At 47.7% G+C, this 14,667-nt stretch carries 9 protein-coding genes; 6 read left to right on the forward strand and 3 right to left on the reverse strand.

The features are described from left to right. Positions 1-73: 73 nt before the first annotated feature. Together VN23_RS04195 and VN23_RS04200 are read right to left on the reverse strand one after the other, a co-directional pair. The gene (locus VN23_RS04195; protein ID WP_052746342.1) at positions 74-2,965 is read right to left on the reverse strand and encodes a PAS domain S-box protein; all 2,892 of its coding nucleotides are present in this window, start codon (positions 2,963-2,965) and stop codon (positions 74-76) included. 99 nt (positions 2,966-3,064) lie between these two features. After that, complete coding sequence (locus VN23_RS04200; RefSeq protein ID WP_046349817.1) at positions 3,065-4,966, reverse strand: ATP-binding cassette domain-containing protein; 1,902 nt, start codon at positions 4,964-4,966, stop codon at positions 3,065-3,067. Positions 4,967-5,331: 365 nt separating this feature from the next. Between VN23_RS04200 and VN23_RS04205 the strand changes: the two genes are divergently transcribed. From VN23_RS04205 to VN23_RS04220, 4 genes are all read left to right on the forward strand, one after another. Then, positions 5,332-6,735 carry a transglycosylase SLT domain-containing protein gene (locus tag VN23_RS04205; protein ID WP_082752581.1) on the forward strand — a complete coding sequence of 468 codons (1,404 nt, stop codon included), beginning with the start codon at positions 5,332-5,334 and terminating at the stop codon, positions 6,733-6,735. 172 nt (positions 6,736-6,907) lie between these two features. Next, complete coding sequence (locus tag VN23_RS04210) at positions 6,908-7,339, forward strand: hypothetical protein (RefSeq protein WP_046349819.1); 432 nt, start codon at positions 6,908-6,910, stop codon at positions 7,337-7,339. Between the two features lie 40 nt (positions 7,340-7,379). Further along, entirely contained in the window at positions 7,380-8,540 is a 1,161-nt protein-coding gene (locus tag VN23_RS04215; protein WP_052746343.1) for a sensor histidine kinase, read from the forward strand. Positions 8,541-8,579: 39 nt separating this feature from the next. Beyond that, positions 8,580-9,326 (forward strand): LytR/AlgR family response regulator transcription factor, encoded by a 747-nt coding sequence (locus VN23_RS04220; protein ID WP_046349820.1) that lies wholly within the window; start codon positions 8,580-8,582, stop codon positions 9,324-9,326. A 224-nt stretch (positions 9,327-9,550) separates the two neighbouring features. On the opposite strand, the gene VN23_RS04225 is transcribed toward VN23_RS04220, so the two are convergent. After that, a complete protein-coding gene (locus VN23_RS04225; protein ID WP_046349821.1) occupies positions 9,551-10,093 on the reverse strand; it encodes a hypothetical protein in 543 nt (180 codons plus the stop codon). A 288-nt stretch (positions 10,094-10,381) separates the two neighbouring features. Between VN23_RS04225 and VN23_RS04230 the strand changes: the two genes are divergently transcribed. Both VN23_RS04230 and VN23_RS04235 read left to right on the forward strand, forming a co-directional pair. Then, the gene (locus VN23_RS04230; protein ID WP_046349822.1) at positions 10,382-11,224 is read left to right on the forward strand and encodes a phosphate/phosphite/phosphonate ABC transporter substrate-binding protein; all 843 of its coding nucleotides are present in this window, start codon (positions 10,382-10,384) and stop codon (positions 11,222-11,224) included. Then, positions 11,225-14,653 carry a hybrid sensor histidine kinase/response regulator gene (locus VN23_RS04235; protein ID WP_052746344.1) on the forward strand — a complete coding sequence of 1,143 codons (3,429 nt, stop codon included), beginning with the start codon at positions 11,225-11,227 and terminating at the stop codon, positions 14,651-14,653. It begins immediately after the preceding gene. The last annotated feature ends 14 nt before the right edge of the window (positions 14,654-14,667 follow it).

Consider the following 14,667-nt stretch of genomic DNA (forward strand, 5'->3'; position numbering starts at 1 on the left):
TTTTACGTTAATTACGGGTGATAAGCACGGATCGCGACGTTTGCGCTACCTGATAGCGCAGGGGAATGTGCTACTACGCTCTTTCCGGCGGCTCAACAGGCAGCAGAATGCTGATGATGGCGCCGCCGCCTTCGGCATTGCGGGCGTAAATCTCACCAGCGTGGTCGGTCATAATCTGGCGGCTAATGGCTAGCCCCAGACCCGTGCCGCTTGCATGGCCGTGCAGGCGGCTGCTTTGAATAAACTTATCGAAGATTAAATCAAGCTCGGCTTCCGGAATGCCGGGGCCTTGATCACTGACGCTTAATCCCATAGCGGCACGGCCATCGCTTAATTGAGCTTCTTTGATAAAGTGAATATTAATTTCTTTGCCTTCAGGGCTGAATTTAATGGCATTAGAGAGCAAATTAATAATTACTTGGGTAATTCGGGCTTTATCAAAGTAGAGCAGCAGGGCGGGCGTTTTAGTATCCAGGCTAAAGTGAATGTTTTTGCTGGCAAGTAGTGTACCCAGCTCGTTTGAGGCATGCTTAGCAATGTGCCTTAGGTCGTAAATCATTTTGGTGTAGCGCATTTTATTGGCTTCAAGGCGCGACATATCTAAAAGATCATTTAGCAAGATAAGCAGGCGATTGCCACTGGAATGAATCCGTTCAAAATAGCGAATTAAATTGCTGTTATCAGTGCTGCCGACTTTTGATTGGCCAATCTCAGAAAAAGATAAGATGGCGTGCATGGGGGTGCGTAATTCATGCGACATATTGGCTAGAAAGATTGATTTGGCCATATTGGCGGCTTCCGCCGCTTCTTTGGCTTCCAGTAAGTGATGTTCAACTTCTTTCAGCTTGGAAATATTGGTCAGAAAAGCAAAAGCGTATTCTAAATGCTGATGCTCGTCGTAAATACAGGCAGAGTTGACTAAAAATGGCCGTGTTTTGCCATCCGCAGAGCTGAGGGTTACCTCGCCTACATGATTCGAGCGCACTTGCTGGCTGGATAAATTATCTGGAAAAATCGCACGGGCATGATCTGGCCAAAGCTGGTCAGGTTGCTGGCCAATGAGTGTTTCACGGCTTAAGCCTAAATGATGGCAAAAGGCTTGGTTGATATCAACAATGCGGCTTTTACTATCAATCAGTATAAATCCGTCTGCCGTGCCTTCAATAATGGTGCGCTTAAGCCGCTCTGATTGCCTGAGTGCTTGCGCGGCGATTCTGGCTGCGCTGACGTCTTCAATCACGCAAATTAAGCCCTTGCTCAGATCTCCGGTTACCATTTCTTTGGCGTAAACCATGGCCCAGAAGCTGGATGTATCTCGGCGGTAGAGTTCCATTTCACCGCGGAAGATGCCTTTGTCTTTGATTGCTTCACGAATGGGCTTGTTATAAGCCGTAAAGTGCTGTGCAGAAGCGTGCAGTACATCGGTTGGCATATCGGTGATTTCGGCGGTGCTATAGCCAAATAGCGTTTCAAAAGCAGGGTTGACTAAGCGGATCGTGCCTTTTACTGAGAGCATGATGGCAAGCGGGCTGGCGTCGAGCACCGAGCGAATTTCAGCCGTGCGCTCTAAGACTAAATCTTGCAGATGATCACGGTGGCGGCGTAGCTCCCGTTCGCTGTTTTGCTGCTCTGAAATATCACGCACGGTGGCACAAAGATAGGCCGCATCGGCAAAAGTGATATGGCTGAAGGTGATTTCAACGGGCAGCTGCGCATGCTGGAAATTAATTTGATGTGTGGTGAAGAGCAGCCGTTTTTCTACCGAAAGAGTGTCCCAGAAGCCTTGCCACTGGGCCTGATCAATTTGCGGGAAAATATCAAAAAAACGCAATTTAAGCAGCTCATCCGGGGTATAGCCGGTGCTGATTGAGGTGGCGCGGTTGGCATAGCAAATCTGGCCATAGATATTGGCCCATAGAATAATGTCGGGGGCTTCATCCACTGTAAACTGGGTTAAATGCAGGCGCTCTTCAATCTCTTCGACCCGCCGTATTTGTTTTAGTAGTAAGTAAAGCAGGCAAGAAATAATCAGTACAAAACTTAAGCCCGCAATAGCGCGCGTGATGAGGTCATTGGTAAAGCGGTGCAGCAGGGTATTGCGATCGGTTGAAATCAGAATAATCAGCGGTAGCGCGCTTTGGCTGGTATGAAATGCAGTGAGCAGCTGGATGTCTTTATCGGTACTTGGGTAAACGCTGGAGCCTTGCAGACGGCGCTGCTCAAATAAGAGCGGATCAATATCGCGTAAATTACGGCCAATTTGCTTTTCGTCAAAAGGGTAGCTGAGCAAAATTACCCCATCGCTGCGTAGTAAGTGCACATGGCTGCCTGCCGCTAATTTAAGCGAGCGATAAAACTGCAGAAAATATTGCGGCTCTACACCGGCCAAAATGACGCCGCCAAACTCATCTTTGTTTTTTTTGATGCGCTGGGTAACGGGGATAAGCCATTTACCATCGGTGCGGCTAAGCAGAGGATTGCCAATCAGCGGGCGGAAATCCTGAAATTGACGGTGATACTGAAAATAACTGCGATCCGCTAAATTAACGCGGCGGGTTGGGTACTCCAGGCCGTGGCTCTGGATGAGTCCCTTGCTATCGATGGTAATGATGCCGCGCACTTGAGGCGTTAGCTTTACTTTATCTTGTAAAACCTGGTGGGTTTGTAACTCATTTGCTTGATCAACACCCCCAAATTGATTGAGGTTTTCCACGATGTTTTGCATGGATTGCTCAACAGACACAAAAGTGCGTGCGGCGTGCTCATCAAGAGAGCGAGCTAAGGATAGGCTACTGCGTTCTGCTTCTTTGATGGTGGCCTGGTAGTCGTAAACCGACATGAGGGCCAGGGCTAGGGCAGTGACGATTGCTAAGATGGCATACAGCAGAATCAGGCCGCCACGCAGCAGCTTGAGAGAAGAGGCCGAGCCCGTAGGGCGCAGTGATCGGGTAAAAAACCGGTTCATAGCTTAGGAGTTTGGCGTCGTAATCAGTGGTAATCAGGCTAGGCGCAGATTGCAAAGCACTCAGTGTGTTTGCAATCTGCACTTAAAAAGGGCTCAGTCTTAAGACTTAGCGTCCAGTTCTTCCCAACGGCTTAGCTTTTCTAGTACAAGTGTGTCAATTTCTTCAATGCGTAGCTGCATTTCCCTTGCGAGCTTTGGCCCATTACGGTAGATGCTGGCATCGAGCAATTGTTGCTCGATATCGGTTTTTTCTGCTTCAAGCGCACTGATTTGTAAAGGTAATTGCTCTAAAAGGCGAGCGTCATTAAAGGAAAGCTTTTTCTTAGCCTTAGCAGATTCGGCTTGTTTTGCCGGTGCTGAGACGTTGGCTTTGGGCGCAGCTGCCGGTGCAGCGGGGGCGCTGCTGGCCATCCGTGCTTTGGCTTCCATCCAGTCTGCGTAACCACCGGCGTTTTCAATCAGGACACCATCGCCTTCAAATGCAATCACCTGAGTCACTACATTGTCGAGGAAGGCACGATCATGGCTCACTAAGAACACTGTGCCAGAATAGCCAGACAGTAATTCTTCGAGTAGCTCTAAGGTGTCAATGTCCAGATCGTTGGTCGGCTCATCCAATACCAGCACATTGGCAGGGCGGGTAAACAGACGTGCCAGTAGCAAACGGTTGCGCTCGCCGCCGGATAAAGAGCTCACCGGGCTGCGGGCGCGGGCTGGGGCAAAAAGGAATTCTTCAAGATAGCTGATTACGTGCTTACGCTGATTGCCAATCTCGATAAAGTCATTACCCTGACTGATGGTATCGATGACAGTTGCGTTTTCGTCAAGTTGCTCACGGAATTGATCAAAGTAAGCAACTTGCAGATTGGTGCCTAGCTTCACCTCACCGCTATCGGGCTGTAATTCACCCAGAATCATTTTTAATAAGGTGGTTTTGCCTGCGCCGTTCGGGCCAACCAGACCAATACGATCGCCACGAATCAGGCGAGTGCTGTAGTTGCCGACTAACGTGCGGCCGTTATAGCCTTTGGTGACGTTTTCTAGCTCAGCGACCAGCTTGCCGGATTTATCGCCTGCATCCACATTAAAGCTAACATTGCCCACGCGTTCACGGCGCTGGCTGCGCTCGATGCGCAAGGCTTCTAGGCGGCGAACACGGCCTTCATTACGGGTGCGGCGGGCTTTAATTCCTTGGCGAATCCATACTTCTTCTTGGGCTAATGCTTTATCGAACTTCTTATTGGTGAATTCTTCTTGCTCGATTAATTCTTGTTTTTTTGCTTCATAGGCTTTGAAATTGCCGGGGAAGCTTGTCAGAGTGCCACGATCCAGCTCAATAATGCGGGTGGAGATATTGTCCAGGAAGCGCCTGTCGTGGGTAATAAACAACACGCTGCCTGCAAAGTTTTTAAGCAGCTCTTCCAGCCATTCAATGGCACTGACATCCAAGTGGTTGGTTGGCTCATCAAGCAGTAATAGCTGAGGCTCCGAAACCAGCGCGCGTGCCAGTGCTACGCGTTTTTTCCAGCCGCCGGACAAAGCGCCGATTTTTGTTTCAGCCGGCAAATCAAGGTGCGACATAATCGAAGCAATTAGCGAGTCGAGTCGCCAGCCGTCTTGGGATTCCAGCTCGTGCTGTAGATCCATCAGGCGCGTCAGGCTTTCTTCGCTGTCATCGAGTGTGAGTAGTGCTGCGTGGTAATCAATCAGTACTTGACGTACGCCGCCCAAGCCCTCTGCCACCGCCTCGTAAACGGTGTGCTCCATATCAAATACCGGCTCTTGCGAAACAAAAGCCATTTTTGCGCCGGTTTCGAGGCGAATTACGCCATCGTCTAGCTTGGTGACGCCCGCGATCGTTTTGAGCATGGAAGACTTGCCCGCACCATTGCGACCGATCAGACCAACGCGCTCGCCTGGCTCAAGAATAAAGCTGGCTCCATCTAAGAGCGGGACATGGCCGTAGGCGAGGTGAGCGTTTTCTACAATTAAAATGGGCATTTGATACCTTGAAGCAGGGGTTTTGCTTGTTATTGAGTGTTTAATATACAGGGCATATCTAGCGTGTCTGTTTCTGCCTATTGCGGCCAGGCAGGCGGCGCGTGATGATATTGCCAAGAAAAATCTTAGTGGCGATTATACGGCCTGACGGCTTTAGCCGATACCTGCAGTGTTGGAACTATTGCTTTCTATCATTAGAATAAGTCGCTGCTGGCGTTTGTTTTGCACCGGTTTTGCCTTGTTATTCCTTGATATCGCCATCCATATTGATCGCATAATGCCCTGATTCGCACTAAAAAACGGATTACGCGATCATAAAACAAACGCTTATCGCACGTGATGCACAGCAAACTCGGAAACCGCGAATGATACGATTCTTGATGCTCTGTTTGTTTCTGGTAGGCCCGCTTTGGGCAAAGCCTGTAGCCAGTGCAAAAAGCACGCATCCAACCTTGGCAAAGCCTTCTCAGCTGGCTGCGGCGGGCACAGATTTTGATGCGAATTCTCCGCCAGAGCGGCTGCGCGTGCTTGTGGCGCTGGGGCCTTCGACCTTTTTTATTAAAAATGGTCGTCAGTACGGTGTGGAATACAGCATGCTCACCGAGTTTGAAAAATTCTTAAATCAAGGTCGGGGCAAGGGTGTGCCTCCGCTGCGCCTGCAATTTATTCCTGTAGATGCGGGTGAGTTAATTCCCGGATTAAGATCGGGTCGTGGCGATATTGCCGCTGGTCTGATGCCGGTGACTGAAGGCGCAAAGCAGCTCGTGGCCTTCTCTGCGCCCTATTTGCAAGATCGCTGGTGTACGGTAGCAGGGGCAGATAAAGAAGAAAAACACCTGTTAAGTATTCCCGCCAGCGGTTATGCCCAGCGTTTATTGGGTGATTTTAATGATGCAAGGCGTAAAGCAGGTTTTTTTGAATTTGAAGTGGAGCACGCTGCGCCGGGCGTAAATAGCGAAATGTTGCTGGCAGAAATCAATAAAGGTGCAGATAAAACGACCTTGGTGAGTGAGACTATGCTGGGCCTATGGGATAAAACGCTACCTAAATTAAAAAAAATCAGCTGTGCCGATGAGCGTGTTTCTGTCGCGTGGGCCGTACGTAAAGAAGACAGCAGCTTATTAGCAACGTTGAATCGCTTTGCAGAAAAAACCGGTGTGCTGGATAAGGCGGTAAGCACCACACGGCGCTTTTTAGTGGCTGATGGCAAAGTGCAAAGCGCAGAAAAACTAAGCTCCTTAGATAAACTGGCTTTTTTTGCACCGGTTTTTCAAATTGTGGCCGCAGCTAATAATTTAGATTGGCTCCTGCTGGCTGCGATTGGTCAAAAGGAAACGGGTTTAAAATCGGTTGTTCGAAAAAATGGCCCAACCGGTGTGATGCAAATTAATCCAAGCACCGCCCGCAATATGGGCGTTAAAAACCCGCACGATGCAGAGGGCAATGTTACGGCGGCGGCTCGCTATCTGGGTTATCTGCGCAACTTTTTTAATAATCCCGGTATTAATGATGAGGATCAGTTGTATTTTATGATTGCTGCTTATAACGCGGGCGAGGGCCGGGTGCAGCAATTGCGTAATCAGGCTGCAGCACAGGGGCTGGATCGCAACCGCTGGTTGGGAAATGTAGAAAAAGTGGCTTTAAAGTCGGTAAGCAAAGGAATGGTGGATTATGTATCGAGTGTCAGTCGCTATTACATTGCTTATCAGGCGGCTGAAAAAGCACGCAAAAAGCATGAAGGTGCTTCTGCGGTGAGTGAGGCTAAATAGGCGCAGTAAAGCTTAAGGAGTGGGGCGGGCGAATTTCCCGGCGGCTTGCTGCGCATTCTGGCATGGTTTTTTTGCAGTCTGATCCTTCCTTTTTGCATTTGATCGCAAGGCGGTTTAAGGATAGAAATGGCTTGGTTAAAGTGGCATTACTTCCACTTTGCAAGAGAATGTCATGAAAACTTTATTAATCTCGATTGCTTTGATTGCCTCCACCTCTGTATTTGCAGCGCCGATTGAAAAAGCGCCAGTGATTATTAAATTGCCAAGAATAGAAGTGGTAGCTAAACGGACTCACGCACTTAAACCTTTACCAGTTATGGTTGCTTCGAACACGGCAATCGCTAAAAACACGCCCATTATCAAATTGCCAAGAATAGAGGTGGTCGCTAAGCGTACTCATTTGCTTAAATCTGCATCAACTATAGTGGCTGCGGATGCAAAGATTATCAAATTGCCAAGAATTGAAGTGATAGGCAAAAAAGATTGTGTGCCAGAGCGTGTGGCACAAATGGCAGAGCAAGAAAATATGCTGTTCTTTAAGGCCGCTTATCCATCGCTTATTGTGGCAAAAAAAATCAATCCTTTTATGCCTTATGGGGTGTAATTAACGGTTTAGCTATATCAACTCAAGCCATGGGCTGGGCATGAAGAAGAAAAATTTGGAAATAATCAAGGCACAACTTAATGAACTTTTTGAATTTTCAAAAATAGTTTTTGACCGGCTGGCTGTATGGGTGATTCAACTGAGCTGGGGTAAGTTTATATTTTTTGTAATTTTCTTACTTATTTTGGGAAGCGCGATTGAGGATGGCATTAATGGCGTTAAAAAAGCAGAATACCCTGTCACTCCGCCGGAAATTCCTGCAGCAGGAACCTCTCTTCCACATGATGCTGCTGAAAAAAAATCAGAAAAACTTAAGGTTTTACACGATAAAATTAGGGCATTAGAAGTTATTCAATACAGTGAGTTATCTCAAGAGGACAAAGACGAGCTTGCTGACGCCGTGTATGAAGTGCTCAGTAATTTTGATACGGTATCAAGCCCAAAGCCTTTGATGGTGACTCATTTAGAGGTCAATGATTTTGTGTTTATTTTTATTTTGATGCTGCTTGGCATTAAAGTATTAATGGGGGGAAAAAAGCGCGCTGAAGCGCTAGCCAGAGAAGCACAAAAAGAATCAGAAAGAGAATCTTTATTAAGGCAGGTTGCAGAAGCTAAAATACAAATGATGCAAGCGCAGATTGAGCCGCATTTCTTGTTTAATACTTTAGCTTCCGTTGAATATTTAATTGAAACCGATCCGCCGCGTGCTTCAGCAATGCAGCGCAGCCTGATTCAGTATTTACGCCAGGTTTTGCCGCAGATTCGTGACCATGCCACAAGCAATCATCTGGGCCGTGAAGCCGATATGGTGGCGGCGTATTTAGAACTCTTAAAGATGCGGATGGAAGAGCGTTTAGAGTTTAATATCCATATTCCTGAAGGCCTGCGTTCTGCCGCTTTTCCACCCATGATTTTACAAACCTTGGTTGAAAATGCAATTAAGCATGGGTTAGAGCCAAAAACAGAAGGTGGCAGCCTGAGCGTGCATGCAGAAATTGCGCATCAGAAATTGCGAATTAGCGTGGTTGATAATGGCTTAGGGTTTGGTATGGCAAAAAGCGGTGGCACGGGTTTGGGTTTGCAAAACATTCGTGAGCGGCTGGCCTTGCTTTATAAAGGAAATAGCTTGTTTTCAATTACAGAGAATCAACCCTCAGGGGTGTGTATTACGATTGAAGTGCCTTATACTTTGGCTGCATAATTATTTATAAATAGCGGTATAATTCTTTGAGGTTTTGCAATGCCAACTGCACTGATTGCCGATGATGAACGCTTAATGCGTGATCAATTAAAGCTGCGTTTGGCGCAAGTATGGCCAGAATTAGAAATTATTGCCGAAGCCAAAAATGGTGAAGAAGCGATTAACCTGACATTAGCGCATCAGCCTGATTTTGCATTTTTAGATATCCGTATGCCCGGTATTACCGGACTGGAAGCCGCACAAGCCGTTTCGCAATCCACTCATGTGGTCTTTGTAACCGCTTATGATCAATATGCGGTAGAGGCTTTTGAGCATGGTGCAATTGATTATGTATTAAAACCTGCCGATCCTGAACGCTTATCTTTAACCGTCGAGCGTTTAAAAAAACGTTTAGCAAGCCCGCCTAATGATATGCAGGCTTTAATTGCCCAAATTGCTAAGCAGGTCATCAATAAGCCGGTATATCTGCAATGGATACAGGCGTCGATGGGGCAGGAATTACGTTTAATTCCGGTTGAAGAGGTCTTGTTTTTTCAATCGGATGAAAAATATACGCGGGTGCAAACTAAAAATTACGAAGCATTAATCAGAAAACCCGTGCGTGATTTATTAGAAGAATTAAATCCAGATCTATTCTGGCAAATTCACCGCGCCACGCTTGTGAATAGTAAGGCGATTGAAGGCGTGGTGAAGGATATTCGTGGGCGTTTACTGGTGAAGGTGAATGGCTTAAGCGAAAAGCTGGAAGTAAGCCGTAGCTTTACCCATTTGTTTAAGCAAATGTAAGCGTCCCGCAAAAGCATCCCCGCCGACCTATCCCAATTCGATCAACTCAAAGGCACGTATCGTAGGAGCGGCTATTGTCGCGAATATTTGTATGCACAGCGCTTTCGCGGCGAAAACTGCACCTATGAAAAACACGCTTTCTGTTATTTTTACTTAAGTTGATAGGGTAAGGGCCTCCTCTGGTTTAGCCCTTAGCCGCTGTTTTGCTCGCATCTTGAAGGAAATCACCATGCGCAACCCGTATCCGTGAGCGCATCATAAAGTAAAGGCACGGCAGCGAGCGGCCCCATGGCTGAGTAAGCATTTTTGCAATCGGGCTTGACGGCCTTATCTAAAGATTTTGCCATTTTAGAGCGTGCAGCTTCAGGCTGCGGGTTTAAGCCGGGTGGTTTTTGCTTTTCGCGGCTTTCTTCAGGCTTGATAGAAAGATCAAGCTTGGGGGTGATGACGCTGTCAATGGCGTTGCCTAAATCGCTGATTGGGGGCAGCTCAATGATCGGTTCGGGGGCGGCGCTTGGCGGCAAAGAGCGGCTGATGGTTTGTGCTGCTGGGCGATTATTTTTTGGCGCGCGGGCTGGCGTCTGAGGGCTTGCAGCTTGTTCTGGCGAAGTGATCATTTTGTGTGTGTTCACCTTTGTTTGAAGTAAAACCTGCATTCGCGGCTTATCTGCTAAAAAGGGCGCTGCCGGATAAAGCACAAAAACACTGAGGTGGACCAGCAGCGCAAGCCCAAGGCAGAGATATAAATCGCGAGTATGTGGAGTCATATTTAATGAAAAGTCGGTGGCAAAAAATGGCGTAACGTTTTTTGAGTCTACGCGACTCAGCTATTTTCCTTTATGCACTTATTTCCCTTTTTGTTTGGTCTGTTTTTTGTATTGATATTTCGTCGTTGGCATACATTTGCGATGTTTTGCTTAATCTTTGTTTTTCTTTTTCAAAGTGCGCTTGTGGATCACCTTCTTTCGGAAAATAATCGATCGCTTTCTGACTATGCGATCAATTGCACACTATCCTGATACTAGCTGGTATTGCTTTTAGAATTAGGAATAGGAATGCATACGTTGTTGCTGCAGGGCCTGGGGGGATTTTGTGTTGCGCTGACGCTCACGACGAGTAGCTGGGCGGGCTCGCCAGTGAAGTACACCATTTCGGTGGTTCCTCAGTTTAGCCCTGCTCGATTGCATCAGGAGTGGATACCTCTTGTGCAACGTATTTCACGCGATACAGGGATAGAGCTAGAGCTTAAGCTCCTGGCCTCTTTCGCTAAATTCGAGGCGGAGCTCATGAAAGGCACGGCCGACTTTGCCTATGTGAATCCCTATCATGTGGTGATGACTAAATCAAGGCAAGGCTATATACCGCTGCTGCGGGACAGTCAGCCCTTGGTGGGGGTGTTATTGGTCAGGCGGGAAAGCGTATTTAAATCGGTTTATGATTTAAACGGGCAAACGATTGCGTTTCCTGCGCCCAATGCGTTTGGTGCTTCGCTTTATTTACGCGCTTTGCTTGTAGAGAAGCAGGGGCTTAAATTTACGCCGCGCTACTTAGGCACACATCCTAATGTATTCAGGCATTTGGCTCGTAATGATGTCGCCGCAGGGGGCAGTGTAGTTTCTGCTTTTAATGATGAGACGCCTGAAGTTCGCGAGCAACTGCGCATCATTTACAAAACGCCTGAAGTAGCCTCGCATCCTATTGTGGCCCATCCGCGCGTGCCCTCAAAAGTACGTGATGCGATATCCCAAGCATTTCTGGCTTTAGCAAAAGATGCGGCAGGGCGTGCGTTGTTAAAAGATATTCGCTTTCCAGACCCTGTACTGACGGCTTATGAAAAAGATTATTTGCCTTTGGAAACGTTAAAACTTCAAAAATATGATGTGCCAGAGAAAAACTAGATGAGCACGCCTAAGCCCATTATTTCTTTAGCGAGAGTGTGGCAAGCAGTATATGCGGCCTTTCCCCACAGTTTGGCCAGCCAGATTTTGTTGTTAACGTCGGTGTGCCTTGTGGTGTCTTTATTGGGCTATGGTGCATACACCGCAAAAAAACAAACAGATCTGTTACGCACCACCATCATGACCAATATGGCGGCATTGGCGCAAAACTTGGCGACGGTGAATGCTCAGTTTTTACTGGTCGATGATTTGGTCAGCATAGAAGCCATCTCTATGCAAACAGCGGCAATGCCGGCTGTGTTGCTGGTTCAGATCAGCGATGCACAAGGGAAGCTGCTCAGTGAAGTGGCGCATGAGAAAGGCCGCGCGGTGCCTCGGTTTAGTCATACGAAATTACTTGTCCCTAAGGAGGCTCAGCCTTTTTTTCAGCGAGAGCCGCAAGCTCAGTCTGCGGCAAATGGTGCCGATCAATCTGAAGTCATGTCGGTTTGGCAGCCAATTACTGCGGGCACTGTTGTGGGCTGGGTGCGGCTGAGTTACAAATTAGATCGTGTCAATCAGGCCGCCATTACCATTTGGATGCATGCTTTATTAATTATTGTACTGGCGATATTGGCAACACTGGGTTTGCTGAAATTATTGTTACGCCCACCAATTAGCGCTTTGCAGCGGGCAACGCAATTTGCAACTGATTTAGATCATTCGCTGGGAGCTAGAGTGGATGTTTCTAATGAGACTACGGAAATTCAAGCGCTGGGGAATGCGCTTAATCAGGTTTCTGCTCGCTTGTTTACTCAAAACAGCGAGCTGAGTAATCAGAAGTTTGCCCTTGATCAGCATGCGATTGTCAGTATTACTGATCTGAGCGGTACTATTTTGTATACAAATAATTTATTTTGCCAAATTACCGGCTATTCAAGAGAAGAGTTGCTGGGTAAAAATCATCGGATTATCAATTCAGGGTTTCATTCGGCTGAATTTTTTGCTGTGCTTTGGGCTACTATTTCTAGCGGCCAAGTGTGGCATGGCGAAATTAAAAATCACAGAAAAAATGGCCAGCACTATTGGGTGGATTCGACTATCGTGCCGCTTTTGGGCGTAGATGGAATCCCTGAGCAATATATTGCAATACGTACCGATATTACTGAAATTAAAAATTATGAATTGTCATTGCAGGCGGCCAAAGCTACGGCAGAAGCCGCCACTGTGGCTAAAAGCCAGTTTCTGGCCACAATGAGCCATGAAATTCGTACGCCAATGAATGCCATTCTGGGCATGCTGAAGCTGTTGCAAAATACCGACCTTAGCCCCCGCCAATTGGATTACACCAGCAAAACCGAGGGTGCGGCACAATCATTGCTGGGTTTGCTGAACGATATTCTGGATTTCTCCAAAATCGAGGCCGGTAAAATGGAGCTGGATCCACAGCCTTTTCGCTTAGATAGGTTGTTAAGGGATCTGTCGGTGATTTTATCGGCTAATGTAGGTACAAAACCGCTGGAAGTATTATTTGATATTGATCCGGCCATGCCTAAAGGCTTGATCGGCGATGCATTACGTTTGAGGCAGGTGCTGATTAATCTGGCAGGAAATGCGATTAAATTCACGGATAAAGGCGAAGTCGTCATTCAATTTAAGGTGCTGGCACAGGAGGGTGTGAATACCCGTTTATATATCTCGGTGAGAGATAGCGGCATTGGTATTGCACAGGAAAACCAGCTGCATATTTTTGATGGCTTTTCGCAGGCAGAAGTGTCTACAACAAGACGCTTTGGAGGCACGGGGCTGGGCTTATCTATTTGTAAGCGGCTGGTTGATATGATGGGTGGGCAACTGATGCTCGATAGTGCTGTAGGCCAAGGCAGTATGTTTCATTTTACCTTGAGCCTGCCTGTGGCGGATGAGCTGCCTAAGGAGGTGGATCGCTCTGATGCGAGGGAATCACTCGCTCATTTAAAGGTTTTGGTGGTGGATGATAGTGCCACTGCCCGCAATATTATGGTGGATATGGCGCGTTCCTGGGGCTGGCAAGTCGATGTGGCAAAAGGGGGACTGGAGGCGGTGGCGATGGTGGAAGCACGTGCTCGTACTGCACAGGCGAGCTATCAGGCCATTTTTGTTGACTGGCAAATGCCAGATATTGATGGCTGGGAAACCAGCTTACGCATTCGAAATATAATGCCAGCATTAGATGCGCCCATTATTGTGATGGTGACAACCCACGGTCGGGAGCTCCTTTCCCAAAGAACAAATGAAGAGCAAGTTGCAGTTAATTGTTTTCTAGTGAAGCCCGTAACGGCATCGATGTTATTTGATGCCGTGGCCGATGCCAGAGCAGGCTTGGGTAATTTGCGCGCAAGGCCAAGAACGGCAGGGCTGAAGCCTTGTCGCTTGATGGGTTTGCATTTACTGGTGGTTGAAGACAATTTAATGAACCAGCAAGTGGCACAGGAATTACTCAGTGCAGAGGGCGCTTTGGTTGAGCTGGCGGCGAATGGGCAATTAGCTATTGATGTCATCACCAAAGCCCAGCGCCCCTTTGACGCGGTGTTAATGGATGTGCAGATGCCGGTGATGGATGGCTATACCACCACGCATATTATTCGCCACGGATTAGGCTTGAGTACCTTGCCGGTGATTGCGATGACGGCAAATGCGATGGATTCTGATCGGGAAGCATGCTTGGCAGCGGGCATGAATGATCATATCGGCAAGCCCTTTGATCTGATGCATCTTATCCACGTTGTGCAGAGCCAGGTGAGGCTAGCCAGCCGCCAGCCAGCGGAAGAGACCCCGGCTGCCCATACGATGATCTCCCCAGAAGCGCTGCCAGATAAAGAAGAGCTTGATACAGCGGGAGCACTTGAGCGTTTGGGGAATAATAAGGCGTTATATGAGCGGGTTTTGCAGTCTTTTTTGGTAGAAGTCAGCGATATACCCAAGCAGCTAGATGTGTTATTGCAAGCGGGCAATCTACTCGATGCAGGCCGGCTTATGCATACCTTAAAAGGATTGTCTGCAACGGTGGGGGCCAGCTACCTGACTGCCGTGGCTAAAAATGCAGAAAACATGCTGAAAAATGCGGATGTATATGGGGTGGACAGCCAATTAAGCGAGCAGCTCAGGGATGCAGTGGTTAGCACGAGCCGTATCATTCGGCCATTATTAGCTCAAGTGCCGCTGGCTACAGAGATGAATGCAATGGCGCTGGATACCAGACAGTATTTGGCAGATATACAAGAGCTGCATAAGCTATTGTGTGGATCAGATTTGCTGGCTTTTGATGTTCATTCCCGCTTGCAGAAAAACCATGCCCGTACATCCGCTGGTGAGCTTAAACCTTTGTATGATGCGATGGGAGCATTTGATTTTATGCGTGGCCAGAAGCAATGCGAAACCCTGCTGCAAAAATATAATGCGCCGTACTAATTCGCAGGCAGGGC

Origin of the sequence: Janthinobacterium sp. B9-8, from assembly GCF_000969645.2 — a bacterium.
In the GTDB taxonomy this organism is placed as follows: domain Bacteria; phylum Pseudomonadota; class Gammaproteobacteria; order Burkholderiales; family Chitinibacteraceae; genus Iodobacter.

Bases quoted from the DNA above. Each gene is read 5' to 3' on its own strand.
- VN23_RS04230 (WP_046349822.1), top strand. From the start codon at position 10,382: ATGCATACGTTGTTGCTGCAGGGCCTGGGGGGATTTTGTGTTGCGCTG.
- VN23_RS04195 (WP_052746342.1), bottom strand. From the start codon at position 2,965: ATGAACCGGTTTTTTACCCGATCACTGCGCCCTACGGGCTCGGCCTCT.
- VN23_RS04200 (WP_046349817.1), bottom strand. From the start codon at position 4,966: ATGCCCATTTTAATTGTAGAAAACGCTCACCTCGCCTACGGCCATGTC.
- VN23_RS04220 (WP_046349820.1), top strand. From the start codon at position 8,580: ATGCCAACTGCACTGATTGCCGATGATGAACGCTTAATGCGTGATCAA.
- VN23_RS04205 (WP_082752581.1), top strand. From the start codon at position 5,332: ATGATACGATTCTTGATGCTCTGTTTGTTTCTGGTAGGCCCGCTTTGG.
- VN23_RS04225 (WP_046349821.1), bottom strand. From the start codon at position 10,093: ATGACTCCACATACTCGCGATTTATATCTCTGCCTTGGGCTTGCGCTG.
- VN23_RS04210 (WP_046349819.1), top strand. From the start codon at position 6,908: ATGAAAACTTTATTAATCTCGATTGCTTTGATTGCCTCCACCTCTGTA.
- VN23_RS04215 (WP_052746343.1), top strand. From the start codon at position 7,380: ATGAAGAAGAAAAATTTGGAAATAATCAAGGCACAACTTAATGAACTT.
- VN23_RS04235 (WP_052746344.1), top strand. From the start codon at position 11,225: ATGAGCACGCCTAAGCCCATTATTTCTTTAGCGAGAGTGTGGCAAGCA.